This window comes from Mariniflexile aquimaris (assembly GCF_042676825.1).
Classification (GTDB): Bacteria; Bacteroidota; Bacteroidia; order Flavobacteriales; family Flavobacteriaceae; genus Mariniflexile; species Mariniflexile aquimaris.
Window position 1 is genome coordinate 155,703 of the sequence record NZ_JBHTIB010000008.1, and the last position, 16,048, is coordinate 171,750.

At 34.4% G+C, this 16,048-nt stretch carries 13 protein-coding genes; 6 read left to right on the forward strand and 7 right to left on the reverse strand.

Features of this window, described 5'->3' with window-relative positions; genetic code table 11:
- The first annotated feature begins 154 nt into the window (after window positions 1–154).
- Window positions 155–1,996 carry a glycoside hydrolase family 2 protein gene (locus tag ACFQ0I_RS05690; RefSeq protein ID WP_379940251.1) on the forward strand — a complete coding sequence of 614 codons (1,842 nt, stop codon included), beginning with the start codon at window positions 155–157 and terminating at the stop codon, window positions 1,994–1,996.
- Window positions 1,997–2,076: 80 nt separating this feature from the next.
- On the opposite strand, the gene groL is transcribed toward ACFQ0I_RS05690, so the two are convergent.
- From groL to miaB, 7 genes are all read right to left on the reverse strand, one after another.
- The gene (gene groL / locus ACFQ0I_RS05695) at window positions 2,077–3,705 is read right to left on the reverse strand and encodes a chaperonin GroEL (protein ID WP_379940253.1); all 1,629 of its coding nucleotides are present in this window, start codon (window positions 3,703–3,705) and stop codon (window positions 2,077–2,079) included.
- Between the two features lie 100 nt (window positions 3,706–3,805).
- The gene (locus tag ACFQ0I_RS05700) at window positions 3,806–4,081 is read right to left on the reverse strand and encodes a co-chaperone GroES (RefSeq protein ID WP_379940255.1); all 276 of its coding nucleotides are present in this window, start codon (window positions 4,079–4,081) and stop codon (window positions 3,806–3,808) included.
- 170 nt (window positions 4,082–4,251) lie between these two features.
- Entirely contained in the window at window positions 4,252–4,602 is a 351-nt protein-coding gene (gene secG / locus ACFQ0I_RS05705; RefSeq protein WP_379940258.1) for a preprotein translocase subunit SecG, read from the reverse strand.
- Entirely contained in the window at window positions 4,602–5,546 is a 945-nt protein-coding gene (locus ACFQ0I_RS05710; protein ID WP_379940260.1) for a hypothetical protein, read from the reverse strand. The genes secG and ACFQ0I_RS05710 overlap by 1 nt, the downstream gene beginning before the upstream one ends.
- Before the next feature lie 4 nt (window positions 5,547–5,550).
- Window positions 5,551–6,060 carry an LptE family protein gene (locus tag ACFQ0I_RS05715; protein WP_379940262.1) on the reverse strand — a complete coding sequence of 170 codons (510 nt, stop codon included), beginning with the start codon at window positions 6,058–6,060 and terminating at the stop codon, window positions 5,551–5,553.
- 120 nt (window positions 6,061–6,180) lie between these two features.
- Complete coding sequence (locus ACFQ0I_RS05720) at window positions 6,181–7,449, reverse strand: sigma-54 interaction domain-containing protein (protein WP_379940264.1); 1,269 nt, start codon at window positions 7,447–7,449, stop codon at window positions 6,181–6,183.
- 43 nt (window positions 7,450–7,492) lie between these two features.
- Window positions 7,493–8,941, reverse strand: coding sequence for a tRNA (N6-isopentenyl adenosine(37)-C2)-methylthiotransferase MiaB (gene miaB, locus ACFQ0I_RS05725; protein WP_379940266.1), 1,449 nt, complete (start codon window positions 8,939–8,941; stop codon window positions 7,493–7,495).
- A gap of 152 nt (window positions 8,942–9,093) precedes the next feature.
- On the opposite strand from miaB, the gene ACFQ0I_RS05730 reads away from it, so the two are divergent.
- From ACFQ0I_RS05730 to ACFQ0I_RS05750, 5 genes are all read left to right on the forward strand, one after another.
- Window positions 9,094–9,789, forward strand: coding sequence for a hypothetical protein (locus ACFQ0I_RS05730; protein WP_379940268.1), 696 nt, complete (start codon window positions 9,094–9,096; stop codon window positions 9,787–9,789).
- 25 nt (window positions 9,790–9,814) lie between these two features.
- A complete protein-coding gene (locus ACFQ0I_RS05735; RefSeq protein ID WP_379940269.1) occupies window positions 9,815–11,056 on the forward strand; it encodes an LVIVD repeat-containing protein in 1,242 nt (413 codons plus the stop codon).
- Window positions 11,057–11,192: 136 nt separating this feature from the next.
- On the forward strand, window positions 11,193–11,960 hold the full coding sequence (locus tag ACFQ0I_RS05740; RefSeq protein ID WP_379940271.1) for a hypothetical protein: 768 nt from the start codon (window positions 11,193–11,195) through the stop codon (window positions 11,958–11,960).
- Window positions 11,961–12,096: 136 nt separating this feature from the next.
- Window positions 12,097–14,601, forward strand: a complete 2,505-nt coding sequence (topA, locus tag ACFQ0I_RS05745) for a type I DNA topoisomerase (protein ID WP_379940273.1) — start codon at window positions 12,097–12,099, stop codon at window positions 14,599–14,601.
- Window positions 14,602–14,770: 169 nt separating this feature from the next.
- Entirely contained in the window at window positions 14,771–15,937 is a 1,167-nt protein-coding gene (locus ACFQ0I_RS05750) for a formimidoylglutamase (RefSeq protein ID WP_379940275.1), read from the forward strand.
- The last annotated feature ends 111 nt before the right edge of the window (window positions 15,938–16,048 follow it).

Below are 16,048 nucleotides of genomic sequence, written 5' to 3' on the forward strand. Positions count from 1 at the left end.
GAATAAAAAACTCCAAAGTTGATAGCTTTGGAGTTTTTACGTTTAAATTTAAGGCTATTTGATTTTGTCATCTACAAAATCTTACTTAGTTTGCAATACACATAAAATTTGCTGGCAATTACAAAGTGAGTTGCTGGATTTAACAATTATTTCAATGAAAAACCATTTCTTTTTATCCTTCCTATTTCTTGCTATTACCAGTATTTCTGTTGCTCAAGAAAATTTAATTATCAATGTGTATAACAGAGAATCTCAATCTTTAAACGGACACTGGAAATACATTGTAGATCCTTATGAAAATGGTTATTATAATTACCGTTTAGAACCCTTCGATAAACAGGAAAATCCAGATAAAGCGGCTTTCTTTATGAATTCTAAACTGGATAATAATTATGAGCTATTAGAATATAATTTTGATAAAAGTGATAGCATTTCTGTCCCTGGCGACTGGAATACTCAAAAAGAAAACCTGTTCTATTACGAAGGAACCGTTTGGTATAAAAAATCTTTCGATTATCAAATCAGGAAAAAATCGAATCGTGTTTTTGTGTATTTTGAGGCGTCCAATTACCAAACAGAAGTTTACTTTAATGGAAAAAAACTAGGCATGCATGTAGGTGGCTTTACACCTTTTAATTTCGAAATTACTTCGTTTATAAAAGAAAAGGAAAATTTCCTAGTTGTTAAAGTCGATAATAAAAGAAAAAAAGAAGGCGTTCCAACCCTTAATACCGATTGGTGGAATTACGGCGGATTAACCAGAGACGTAAAGCTTATTGAAACTTCAGAAAATTTTATTGAAGATTATTTCATTCAATTAGATCCGAAAAACAATAAATCAATCAAAGGGAATATTGTTTTAAATGGCAAAAATATTACAGGAAAGAAAGTTGAAATCAAGATTCCAGAACTTGGTATAAATAAAACATATACGTCTGATGATGGCGGAATGGTATCATTCGAAATCCCTTCAAACAAAATCACATATTGGTCTGTTGAAAACCCATTTCTTTATAAGGTATCTATCAGTTCTGATGAAGATGTAATTGAAGATCAAATAGGTTTCCGCTCGATAAAAACCGAAAATTCTAACATATTATTAAACGGTAAAAAAGTTTACCTAAAAGGAATCTCGATTCATGAAGAAAGTCCAATTAGAGGCGGAAGAGGTCACTCAAAAGAGGACGCTAAACAACTGCTAGAATGGGCTAAAGAATTGGGATGCAACTATGTTCGCTTAGCGCATTATCCACACAATGAACATATGCTGCGTTTAGCAGATAAAATGGGAATGTTAGTGTGGGAGGAAAACCCGGTTTATTGGACGATTTCTTGGGAAAATGAAGAGACTTTTTTAAATGCCAAAAACCAATTAACTGAAGTTATAAATAGAGATAAAAACCGAGCGTCTGTTATAATTTGGTCTATGGCGAACGAAACACCTGTAAGTGATGCCAGAAATTCTTTTTTAACACGGTTGGCAAATTTAACAAGGCAACTGGACCCAACGCGATTAATAAGCGCAGCGTTGGAGCAAAGTAACTATCAGAATAATCCAAATATTCGAACCATAGACGATCCGTTTGCTGAGGTGGTTGATGTTTTAAGTTTTAATCAGTACATAGGCTGGTACGACGGTCTTGTTGATAAATGCAGCAACATAAGTTGGAAAATAACTCAGAATAAACCGGTTCTTATTTCGGAGTTTGGTGCTGGTGCTAAACAAGGTTTACATGGCGATAAAGAGGCTAGATGGACTGAAGAATATCAAGAAAATCTGTATGTTGAAACATTAAAAATGGTTGATAAAATAGAACAGATTCAAGGATTTTCACCTTGGGTATTAGTCGATTTTAGATCGCCAAGAAGGATTTTGCCCGAAATACAAGATGGTTTTAACCGAAAAGGGCTTATCTCTGAAGATGGCAAGAAAAAGAAGGCGTTTTTTGTTCTACAAGATTACTATAAAAAGAAAACCAGCGCCAGTAAAAAATAGTCGGTACATAAAATAAAATAATAAAAAAACGCTTCAAAATTATTTGAAGCGTTTTTTATATGTATGTATCGAACTCTCGATTACATCATTCCTGGCATACCGCCACCCATTGGAGGCATTGCCGGAGCATCTTCTTTAATATCGATTAATGCACATTCTGTGGTTAAAATCATTCCTGCAACCGATGCTGCATTTTCTAATGCGATACGTGTTACTTTTTTAGGATCGATAATACCTGCTTTTAACATGTCTACATAGGTTTCAGACTTCGCATCGTAACCAAAAGAGCCTTTGCCTTCCATAACTTTAGAAACTACTACGCTACCTTCGCCACCAGCATTTTCTACAATAGTACGCAATGGTGCTTCAATAGCACGTGCTACGATTTGTATACCAGTAACTTCGTCAAGATTTTCTGTAGTTATTTTTTCTAAAACCGATTTTGCTCTTACTAAGGCAACACCACCACCAGCAACAATACCTTCTTCAACGGCAGCTCTTGTAGCGTGTAATGCATCATCAACACGGTCTTTTTTCTCTTTCATTTCAACTTCAGAAGCAGCACCAACATAAAGAACCGCAACACCACCAGCCAATTTAGCTAAACGCTCTTGTAGTTTTTCTTTATCGTAGTCGCTTGTTGTAGTTTCAATTTGTGCTTTAATTTGGTTTACACGCGCTTTAATAGCTTTAGCATCACCAGAACCGTTAACAATAGTTGTATTGTCTTTGTCAACTGTTACTGTTTCAGCAGTACCTAACATGCTTAAATCGGCATTTTCTAAAGTGAAACCTCTCTCTTCAGAAATCACAGTTCCACCAGTTAAAATAGCGATATCTTCAAGCATCGCTTTACGTCTGTCGCCAAAACCAGGTGCTTTTACAGCAGCAATTTTAAGTCCGCCACGTAATTTGTTTACCACTAAAGTAGCTAAGGCTTGTCCGTCAACATCTTCAGCAATAATTAATAATGGACGACCAGATTGTGCTACAGGCTCTAATATTGGAAGAATTTCTTGTAAGTTAGAAATCTTTTTGTCGAATAATAAAATGTATGGATTGTCTAAATCGGCAATCATTTTATCAGCATCAGTAACGAAGTAAGGTGATAAATACCCACGGTCGAATTGCATACCTTCCACAACGTCTACATAAGTATCCATTCCTTTAGCTTCTTCAACTGTAATAACACCTTCTTTACCAACTTTACTAAAAGCTTTTGCAATTAAGTCGCCAATAGTATCATCGTTATTCGCTGAAATAGATGCTACTTGCTGAATCATTTCAGAAGAGTTACCTACTTTTTTAGCTTGTTTTTCTAAATCGGCAACAATAGCTTCTACAGCTTTGTCGATACCTCGTTTTAAATCCATTGGATTAGCACCGGCAGCCACATTTTTTAAGCCTTCTTTTACGATTGCTTGCGCTAAAACGGTAGCAGTTGTTGTACCATCTCCAGCTAAATCGTTGGTTTTAGAAGCAACTTCTTTAACCATTTGCGCACCCATGTTTTCAAGGGCGTCTTTTAATTCTATTTCTTTTGCAACGGTTACACCATCTTTAGTTACTTGTGGTGCACCAAAACTTTTACTAATAATTACGTTACGTCCTTTAGGACCTAAAGTTACTTTTACTGCATTTGCTAATGCATCAACACCACGTTTTAAACCGTCGCGTGCTTCAATATCAAATTTTATATCTTTTGCCATTTTTTTTAGTTTAAAGTTCCTGTTTAAAATTTTTGGAACGATTAATATTTAATTAAGTTTTTTTGTTCCCTCCCCATGGGAGGGTTAGGGTGGGCTATTATTAGATAATCGCCAATATGTCGCTTTCGCGCATAATTAAATAATCTTTACCGTCTAATTTTAGTTCTGTTCCAGCATATTTACCATATAAAACAGTGTCGCCAATTTTTACGGTTATAGGCTCGTCTTTAGTGCCTTTTCCGGCAGCAACAACAGTTCCTTTTTGTGGTTTTTCTTTAGCGTTATCTGGAATGATAATTCCTGAAGCTGTTTTGGTTTCAGCAGCAGCAGGTTCAATTAGAACGCGGTCTGCTAATGGTTTAATGTTCAATGCCATTTGTAATATATTTTTAAGTTTAAAAATTAATGTTAACGCCTTTCTATTATTCTAAAATTGTGCCATGAGTGATTAACTGACAAACTTGCAGCCCTGTTTACTGGTTCGTAGAAATAAAAAATGCCAACTATGTAAGCTGGCATTTTTTTAGTTTTTATTTTAGCTGCAAATTATTCGGCAGGAGTCTGTACTGGCGCCGTTTCGTTTGTTGTTTTAGCTGGTGTTGGTAATGGCTGACTTGTAGTAGCATCTAAATCTAATGCTTTCGAGTCTGCACTTTCAGCACCTCTGTTAATCGCTACATTTGAAAGTAAAATTAGTGCCAACAAAAGTGTTGCTAAATACCAGGTGCTTTTATCTAAAAAGTCTGTGGTTTTTTTCACGCCACCTAATTGTTGCGTACCACCGCCACCAAATGAAGATGATAATCCACCGCCTTTTGGGTTTTGAACCATTATTACCACAACTAGCAAAAATGCTACGATAACTATTAAGGCTAAAAATATTGTAAACGTACTCATTATTTCTTATTATTTTGTTCTTGTAATTGTTCTATTGCTTTTATTTGGTTTGCAAAGAAACTACTTTTTTCTGGATATTTCAAACTTAATATTTTATAAGATTGAATTGCTTTTTTGAAGTTTTTTTGCTCTACATAAATACGTGCCAAAGTCTCTGTCATTAATGCTTCGGGTTGTATCATTTGTGCTTCGGCAATATTTATTTTGGATGATGTGGCAGTTATTGGATTTATCTTTGGATTTTCAGCGATAAATTTCTCGATTAATTCGAATTTTTTGTTTTTATCTGGCGTGGTGGTTGTTTCAGATTGTGTAGTGTCTTCACTTTCGTTTTCATTCCTTTTAATAGGATTGAAGGTTGCTAATTTTAACCATTCGTTAAACGAATGTGTTTCTTTTTTATCGAATTCAAGAGGTTTTCCAATTTCCAGAATTTCACTTGCCGAGGTTTCTTGAGGCGTGTTGTCTAAAGATTCTTCTTCAACATCTTCAGAAGTGTCGAAATCAAAATACGCTATTTTGTTATGTAATTTATGCTTTGGTTCAAATAAAACGGGATCTAAAATATCGGAGCTTTCAGAAATTTGTCGGCTTAAATCATCATCTATAATGACTTTTTTATTTACCGAAATGTCTTCCACATCAATTTCAATATCGTTTAAACGTCCTGTGTTTTGTTTAATATATTGAGAGATTTCATTTTGTTTAAAATCTTCTGAAGTTATAAAATCGAATAAGATACTTCTATCGGTGGTGTATGCTGCCGTAGTTTTTAATTCTTGATTGTATTTGTAACTACCTTCATTTTTTAACCCTTTAAGATAAATGGCGCGTGCCGATTGAAAATAGGGGAATTCATCGATAATAGATTTTACTCCATCGGTTTGCTCCAGATTAATAGCTTGTGGTTTTTGTAATAAGTATGTGAACTCTTTTGGATTCATTAAATTACCATTTTGCTAAGGTTGCATTAAAAATATCTTGTGTGAGGCGTTCAAAAATTTCTTCGTGGGCAGTTGTTTTCTGTGAACCAACAAGTTGTGCGCTTGCGGCATAGTCATAGAAAAAGGAAAAGGTTTGTTCTAAATCGTCATCCTCTTTTTTTCTGTTAAAAAAACGCACTTTAACGCTTATGGTTAACCTGTTTTGAGCTGCCGTGTTTTCTGAAGTAGCAGTTGTTGGAGAAATACGGTAGTCTGTAATTTCACCTTCGTAAACCAAATCGCCATTAGAGGTTACTAAATTTAAATTGGTTTGATTCTGAATTAAATCTTCTAAGGCGATTTTAAAATCGCGTTCTAAACCTGGTTCTATTAAAAGGGCATTATTTTCGAATCGATTTACCTGAAATGTTTTAGTGCCTGCAGGCACCGACGCTCCAGTAAATGAGTAAAAACCGCAACCTGAAAGTGAAAAGCTGAGTGTTAAAAGTAAAAAGTAAATTATTGTTTTTTTCATATGCTATTGTTACTCTAAAACTGGACTGAGTGCTATTTTTTTATTTGTTTTAAACGACTTGTTGATAGTTTTGTTGCATTAATCTAAACTGTTAGCTGTAACTTGGAACTGTCAACTTTTTTAAAGATCGTATTGTTTAATTTTTCTATATAAGGTACGTTCGCTTATGCCCAATTCTGCAGCAGCTAATTTACGTTTTCCACCGTGACGTTCAAGCGATTTTTTAATTAATTCTAATTCTTTATCGTGTAGCGATAAGGTTTCTTCTTCTTCAATTTCTTCGGCAAAGTGGTATTTATCTACTTGAGAATCTGTATTAATATTGTTTGCATGGTGCTCTGCTATAGATAAAACCTCATTATTCTCAATGGCATCTTCTTCATAATCGGTTACCTCGTCGTCGTTTCCGTAAATTTTCTGAATCAAGCTTTCATTATTTTTTTCAACATCTTTGGTGTTGCCATGTTTCATGAGTTCTAATGTTAGCTTTTTTAAATCGTTTAAATCCGCTTTCATATCGAACAATACTTTATATAGTATTTCGCGTTCGCTACTAAAGTCGCTTTCAGATTTAGATGTTTTAATAACCGCAGGTAAATTGGAACCAGATGTAGGTAGATAACTTTTTAAGGTTTCGGCTGATATGGTTCTATTGTGTTCTAAAACAGATACTTGTTCAGCAATGTTTCTTAGCTGTCTAATATTTCCGCTCCAGCGATGATTTAAAAGCACTTGCACAGCAGAATCTGAAAGTTTAACCGTTGGCATTTTGTATTTTAGAGCAAAATCGCTTGCAAACTTTCTAAATAACAAATGAATATCTTCTTGTCTTTCGCGTAATGGCGGTAAATGGATATCTACGGTGCTTAAACGATAGTATAAATCTTCTCTGAATGTTCCTTTTTCTATAGATTGAAACATGTTCGCATTGGTGGCGGCAACAATGCGGACGTTGGTTTTTTGTACTTTACTAGAACCTACTTTTAAAAACTCGCCATTTTCTAAAACGCGAAGTAATCGTACTTGTGTTGTTAATGGCAGTTCGCCTACTTCGTCTAAAAAAATAGTACCACCATCGGCTACTTCAAAATAACCTTCGCGCGTTTGTGTAGCGCCTGTAAATGAACCTTTTTCATGTCCGAAAAGTTCACTGTCGATGGTTCCTTCTGGAATGGCACCACAGTTTACGGCTATATATTTGTTATGTTTTCTATGTGAAAGTTGATGAATTATTTTTGGAATACTTTCTTTACCAACACCACTTTCGCCAGTTACTAACACCGAAATATCGGTTGGAGCAACCTGAATCGCTTTTTCTATGGCACGATTTAGAGCTGGCGTATTACCAATAATACCAAAACGTTGTTTTATAGCTTGTACTGATTCCATAGTGTCGTACCTGCGTAGGCAGGGAGCTTGTTATTTATTGTTGTTAATTATTCTCTGATAAACCAATAGCTTCACCAATAAGTGTGGCGCTCGTGCAATCTGTAACTTTTACATTCACGAAATCTCCAACTTTATAGTGTTCTTTCGGGAAAACAGCTACTAAATTTTGGGAGGTTCTTCCAGACCAGTGTAAATCAGATTTTTTTGATTCTTTTTCAATTAAAACTTCTACAGTTTCGTGTAAAAATGCTTTAGTTCTAATTTCGCTGTGTTCTCTTTGTAAATCTACAATATCTTGTAATCGTCGTTTTTTAACTTCTTCGGGCACATCATCTTCCATCTTGCGTTCGGCCAAAGTGCCAGGTCTTTCAGAATAGGTAAACATGTATCCAAAATGGTATTTAACGTAATTCATTAAAGATACGGTATCTTGAAAATCTTCTTCGGTTTCGGTAGGGAAACCAACAATCATATCTTGACTAATGGTACAATTTGGAAGGATACGACGGATGTTATCAATTAATGTCATGTATTCTTCACGCGTGTGCAAACGGTTCATTTCTTTTAAAATACGATTGCTTCCACTTTGAACTGGTAAATGAATATGGTCGCAAATATTTTGATATTTTGCCATAGTTTCAACCACATCTAAGGTTAAATCCTGCGGATTTGAAGTTGAAAAACGAATACGCATTTTTGGTTGTGTTTTCGCGCAAAGTTCCAGTAAATTAGCGAAATTTACAGCTGTCGCTTTTTGCATATCGCTGGCTTTTTCAAAATCCTTTTTTAGTCCGCCACCATACCATAAATAGCTATCTACATTCTGACCGAGAAGCGTAATTTCTTTAAAACCTCTATTCCATAAATCGTTTACTTCTTCTAAAATACTTTGTGGGTCTCTGCTGCGTTCGCGTCCTCGGGTAAATGGAACCACACAGAACGTACACATATTATCGCAACCACGTGTAATGGACACAAAGGCTGTAACACCATTGCTATTTAAACGCACTGGCGAAATGTCGCCGTAGGTTTCTTCTTTAGATAGAATCACATTTATAGCGTCTCTGCCTTCATCAACTTCGGCTAACAGATTTGGTAAATCTTTGTACGCATCTGGTCCAACAACCAAGTCTACTATTTTTTCCTCTTCCAGAAATTTTGTTTTTAAGCGTTCTGCCATACAGCCTAAAACGCCTACTTTCATTTTTGGATTGCTGTCTCTTTTTACAGCATTGTATTTTTCTAAACGTTTGCGTACCGTTTGTTCTGCTTTATCGCGTATGGAACAGGTGTTTACCAAAACCAAATCGGCATCTTCTAGGTTTTGGGTGGTGTTAAATCCTTGATCTGCTAAAATAGACGCCACAATTTCGCTATCACTAAAATTCATAGCACATCCATAACTTTCAATAAAAAGTTTACGAACGTTGCCTTCTTTTTGCTCAAGAACTAAAGACTCACCTTGTTTATTTTCGTCAATTATTTTTTCCATATAAACTTTCTAACTTCTATTGGCTTCAAATTCAATAAGTGTGCAAAGATACAATTAATTTATATTTTGTGACAGAATGACAGTTTATATTTTGCGCTTAGTCAACGCAACCTTTTTCCGATTTATGTATCTTTAAATAAAACAATTACAACATGATTAACAAGTACCTTTTATTGTGTTTTTTTCTTTTAAGTATGGTTTCATGCACTAGTAATGATGCCGAAATACCATTATCTGATAATTTATTAATTGGTAGTTGGGTTAATCCTATTTACGATGGTGAAACAACAACTTTTAAAAGAGCCTCTGCTTTACCCGACAAAGATTATGGGATATCGTTTAAATTAAACGGTGTATTGGTAGAACGTTCTTCTGGCTGGTGTGGCACGCCTCCTTTAAGTTTTTTCGATTATACAGGACAATGGCAGTTAGAAGATTCATTGATTTTAATATCACAAGAACATTTGTATCCAAATAATTACGCGTGGCGAATAATTTCTTTAACTAAAACGGAATTGGTTGTAAAAAGAGAATTAACCGAACAGGAAATAGATTATAGAGATTTAATGGACTTATTTGACGACTTGTACGAATTGAAAGTAAACTTTACATGTAATAATGCCAGTAATTGGACCTACACAGCCTATGGCTCGAAAGCATGTGGAGGTCCGCAAGGATACATAGCTTATCCTAAAGAATTAGAAGCCGCTTTTTTGCAAAAAGTCAATGCCTATACTGAAGCAGAGCGCGCTTATAATTTGAAATGGGAAATTATTTCAACTTGCGATGTTCCTCGAGAACCAATTGGTATAGAGTGTTTAAACGGATACCCTGTTTTAAAATATTAATCGAAAATAATTTAATCAAACCATCATGAAATTAAAATACCTTTTATTAACTCTTGTGTTTGTTACGGCATTCTCTTGTGATAAAGACGAAAGTAATTACGAACTCGTAGATGTTGCTACGCCACAAATAATGAGTAAAGCTGAATTTAGAAAATCGGTTTCAATTACTACCCCTAGGGCAATTGAAAATGCCGGTAAAATTTATGCCTATAAAGATTATATTTTTGTGAGTGATTTAAATAAAGGAGTTCATGTTATTGACAATTCTAATCCTAAATTTCCAAAAAAAATTAAATATTTAAAAATACCAGGTAATGAGGATATTTCTGTGAAGAATGATTTTTTATTTGCAGATAGTGCCACCGATTTGTTAGTTTTCGATATTTCGAATATCAATTCAATTTCGTTAAAAGAAAGGTTGGAAGATGTGTTTTATGTCTATAATTTTCAAATTCCGTTAGGCGTAAGTTTTGTGGATTATAAGGAATTTAATAGTCAAACTGAGATAATTGTAGGATGGACCGTTACAAAAGAACGAAGAGAGAAAATAGATACTCGTTTTATAGATATGATGTTCGACGGTGTCGCACTTAATTCTGCATCTGAGAGTTCTACAACAGGTCAAGGCGGTTCATTAGCCCGTTTTCAAATAGTTAATAATTATTTATATACCGTTGGGTCTCACGAAATGATTATTTTCAATATTAGTAACCTGTCGCAACCCACATTAGCGAACACGCTTTATGCTGGGAATAACATTGAAACCTTATTTCAGGCAGCCGGTTATTTGTATATAGGTAGTACAGATGGCATGTATATTTACGATTTAGTGAATCCTGAAAATCCAGCGCGTTTATCTGAATTTGTGCATTGGACAGGCTGCGACCCCGTAGTTGTTGATGGTGATTATGCCTATTTAACATTGCGTGGTGGAAATAATTGTGGACAGCAGGAAAGTGTGCTGGAAGTGATAGATATTAAAGACAAAACAAAACCAACTCTAGCCGCTAGATATACTTTAGATAACCCTTATGGTTTAGGTATAAAAAACAATACCTTATTTATTTGTGATGGAACAGCGGGTTTAAAACTTTTTAATAAAGAAGATCCTTTAAACCTATATATGACAAATCAATTTAAAAATATTCAGTCTAAAGATGTGATTCCGTTAGAAGATAAATTACTGATGATAGGTGGCGAAACGTTATACCAATATATATATGTGCAAAATGGTGTGCAACTAATAAGTTCATTAGACTTAAAATAGTGATAAGTACAATAATTAAAAGAAAAAAAATCCTGCATAGAGTAGGATTTTTTTGTTTTAATAGTAATTTTAGTGCGTTGAATTAAAATAATTTTACTTTTAGTATCAGTAACCAAAATTAACCAAACCAATTAATATGAATGCCATCGATACACTTTTAGAAAAAATAGAACGTGCTCCAAGTTTAGATTTCGGAACTATTTTTAATCAATCAATCGAATTATTTAAAAAAACTTGGGTGCAAGGTTTAGTCATGCTACTATTAACCATGTTGTTAATGATACCTTTTTATGTCATTATGTATTTACCAATGATTGCTATGGGCTTATTCGATCCAGAGTCCTTAAACAATATGGAAGAATTTAATGTGCTACTCATGATTCCTTTTATATTATTTATGATTCTATTTGTAATTTTCGCCATGGTAGTTGCGTTTGGGATGAAAGCTTCTTTTTATAGAATCTGTAAGATTAAAGATTTGAATAAAGCCACAGCCGACGATTATTTTTTCTATTTAAAAAAACCGTATTTAGGAAAAGTTATAGGCTTGTCTTTAGCCACTTTTGGCATCACTTTGGTAGCCGTATTATTATGTGTACTTCCTGTTTTTTATGTAATAGTTCCGGTAACGCTAATGAATGTGATATTTGCATTTAACCCCGAATTAAGTACATCAGAAATTGTAAAAGCTGGATTTAAATTAGGAAACAAAAAATGGTTGTTAACGATCGGATTAATTATAATCTCTGGGTTAATTGCCGAAATTATAGGATTATTAATGTGTTGTGTTGGTATTTTTGTAACAGCATCTTTCGCGTATTTACCAGCATATTTTATTTATAAAGAATCTGTTGGGTTTGATGAAAATAACGATAACGAAGCCTATGGAATGTCTTACGAATAAGTAACAATTTATTTAAAAAAGCCTGTGATTTAGTTTAAAAACGCAGGCTTTTTTATTTATATAGAATCCAGATAGTCCCTAAAATTAGGCAGATAAACTTTTTTTCATATACATTTGTACCTTCAAAAAATTAAGTATGGCGAAGAATTTAGTAATTGTTGAGTCACCTGCAAAGGCAAAAACTATCGAAAAATTTTTAGGTAAAGATTTTAAGGTAGAATCTAGCTTTGGGCATATTGCCGACCTTCCTTCGAAGGAATTGGGTGTAAATGTAGAAGGTGATTTTAAACCAAAATATGAAGTTTCAAAAGACAAAAAGGCAGTAGTAAAAAAACTGAAAGATTTAGCTAAAAATGCCGATATGGTATGGTTAGCAAGTGATGAGGACCGTGAAGGAGAGGCTATTGCGTGGCATTTGGCAGAAACTTTAAAATTAGATAAAGAGAAAACAAAACGTATTGTTTTTCATGAAATTACTAAATCGGCTATTCAAAAAGCTATCGAAAACCCTAGAGGTATTGATTACGATTTAGTAGATGCACAACAAGCACGTCGTGTGCTAGATAGAATTGTAGGGTACGAGTTGTCGCCCGTTTTATGGCGAAAAGTAAAAGGAGGTTTATCGGCAGGTCGTGTGCAATCCGTTTCGGTACGTTTAATTGTTGAGCGCGAACGCGAAATACAAGATTTTACTGCAGAGGCATCTTATAGAATCGATGCAGAGTTTTCTAATGAAGCAGGACAGACTTTTAAAGCAAAACTACCTAGAAATTTTGCAACTAAAGAAGAAGCTCAGAAATTTTTAGAACAAAATGCAACGGCAAATTTCAAGGTTTCAGATTTAGAAAATAAACCAGCAAAGAAATCGCCAGCAGCCCCATTTACAACATCAACATTACAACAAGAAGCATCGCGTAAACTGTATTTTTCAGTAAGTAAAACCATGACCATGGCACAACGCTTGTATGAGGCGGGGTTAATTACTTATATGAGAACCGATAGTGTGAATTTATCTGATGAAGCACGAAACGGTGCGAAAGCAGAAATTGAAAGTGCTTACGGTTCAAAATATAGCAAGCCTAGAAATTATACAGGAAAAGCTAAAGGCGCTCAAGAAGCGCATGAGGCCATTCGTCCAACAGATTTCGCACTGCATTCAGTAGATATCGATAGAGATCAAGCACGTTTGTACGATTTAATTTGGAAACGCGCCATCGCATCACAAATGAGTGAAGCCGAATTAGAACGTACCAATGTGAAAATTAGCGCATCAACACATAACGAATTGTTTACAGCAAATGGTGAAGTTATTACGTTTGATGGGTTTTTAAAAGTGTATTTAGAAAGTACAGACGATGAAGACATCGAGCAAGAAGGCATGTTGCCAGCTATGAAAGTAAACGAAAAGTTACTTAATAACTACATCACAGCAACCGAGCGCTATACCAGACCACCTTATAGATATACCGAAGCGTCGTTGGTAAAGCAATTAGAAGAACTGGGTATCGGTCGTCCATCAACCTATGCACCAACTATTTCTACCATTCAGCAAAGGAATTATGTTGAAAAAGGAACAGTTGAAGGTGTAGAACGTAATTACACACAATTAACCTTAAAGAAAGGGGTTGTTAAAGATAAGTTGTTAACCGAAAAAGTAGGTTCAGATAAAGGGAAATTAGTGCCAACAGATATTGGAATGATTGTAACCGACTTTTTGGTAAATCATTTTGAGCATATTTTAGATTACAATTTTACGGCTAAAGTTGAAGAAGATTTTGATAACATTGCCGAAGGTAAAGTGAACTGGATAAGCTTGATGAAAGAGTTTTATGAAGATTTTCATCCACAAGTTGAAAATGTTCAGGAAAATGCCGAAAGAGAATCTGGTGAGCGTGTGTTAGGAACCGACCCCAAAACTGGGAAACAGGTAAGTGTGCGTTTAGGGAAATTCGGGCCCATGGTTCAAATAGGAACTCCCGATGATGAAGAAAAACCTCAGTTTGCGAGTTTAAGTCCAGACCAACAGTTAAATACCATTACATACGAAGAAGCTATGGATTTGTTTCAGCTTCCAAAAATGTTAGGTAAATATAAAGGTGAGGAAGTGGAAGTTAATAACGGACGATTCGGTCCATACGTTAAGTTTGGCGATTCGTTTGTGTCTTTACCAAAAGGGGTAGAAGCGTTAAGTGTAGAGCTTGAAGATGCCATCGCTTTAATTAAGGAAAAAGAAAAGGCCGACGCACCAATTTATACCTATAAAAAACTACCTGTTCAAAAAGGGAAAGGTCGTTTCGGACCCTTTATAAAATGGAACAACATGTTTATTAATGTGAATAGTAAATATGATTGGGATAATCTGTCAGATGATGATATCGTAGAACTAATTGAAACCAAAATTCAAAAGGACATCGATAAAGTTATACACAATTGGGAAGCAGAAGGTATTCGCGTAGAAAAAGCTCGTTGGGGAAGGCACAACGTGCTAAAAGGGAAAATTAAAGTAGAACTCGACAAATCTGTTGATGTTTCAAAAATGACTCTTGAAGAAGCAAAAGCTATTATTGAAGCAAAAACACCAAAGAAAAAGGCTGCAAAGAAAAAGACAGCAACCAAAAAAACAGCAACCAAAAAAAAGTAATATAGTATATATTTAATAATTAAATACTTTTCTTTCAATAGAATTAATACATTCTGATTTTATTGTTGATTAATTTATGAAATAGGCATATTGTAAGTCATAAATTCTTTCGATATTTGTCTTTAATCTTAATGAATATTAAGTTGGTAGATAAATCCGTTACACTTTTATGAATTTTAATTTTCTCTCTCCTGTTTCAGAAATTGTTTTAGCTCATAACGAATTACTTTCTTTACAAGCCTTAGGTAGAAAAATTAGAATTCATTCTTCGCAAAATGGCATTCCAGAATTAGAGGGTGTAGATATTGCAATCCTCGGGGTGTTAGAAAATCGCAATGATGTAAATTATATTGGAGAAGAATTTCAATTAAACGAAATACGCAAGTCATTTTATAGCCTGTTTCCAGGAAGTTGGAATTCCGTTATTGCAGATTTAGGCGATATTAATAAAGGCGAAAGTGTTGAAGATACGTATTTTGCCTTAAAAACTACCATTGCTATATTAATCAAAAAAAATATTATACCTATTATTATTGGTGGCACGCAAGATCTTACATACCCTAACTACAGGGCTTACGATACGATAATGCCTATGGTTAATATTGTGAATGTAGATTGCAAGTTCAATTTAGGAGATTCTGCGAAGCCTATTAAAAACGACAGCTTTGTGGGAAAAATAATTTTAGACAAACCTTACAATCTGTTTAATTATGCCACGATTGGTTATCAAACCTATTTCAATTCTCAAGAAGAAAAAGATTTAATGGATAGCCTGTATTTTGAATCTTACAGACTGGGAGCCGTATCTAAAGATATTACCATAGCAGAACCTGTTATGCGAGATGCTAATATTGTAAGTGTCGATTTAAGTTCGGTAAAAGCTTCAGAGGTAAGTTTAAATCAAAAGTACTCGCCAAACGGGTTAGATGGAAAAGAGATTTGTGCTATTGCCCGATATGCGGGGATAAGTAATAAAGTATCTTCTTTTGGTATTTATGAATACAAACCGTCTAAAGACGACGAGATAACATCTATGTTGGCATCGCAAATATTATGGTACTTTATTGAAGGTGTTAACTTTAGAGTAAAAGACGACGATTTCTCAGACGATCGAAGCTATCAAAAGTTCATAACTTTAATTGATTCTCAAGAATTAGTATTTTATAAAAGCAATAAAACCGGAAGATGGTGGATTGAAATCCCTTTTTTAACAGAAATTAATACTAAATTAAAAAGACATACGTTATTACCTTGCATGCATCAAGATTATTTAGATGCGTGTAATAATAAAGTGCCTGATAGATGGTATAAGGCATTTCAAAAAAATTGCGTTTAAGCACAAAACAAGGTTTAAACGTTGATTTCATCGGTAAAATGTAATTTTTTCACGATGAAATGTAAACTTTTTTCTAAAAAAGTTGTTTTTTAAAAAATATATAAATATGTT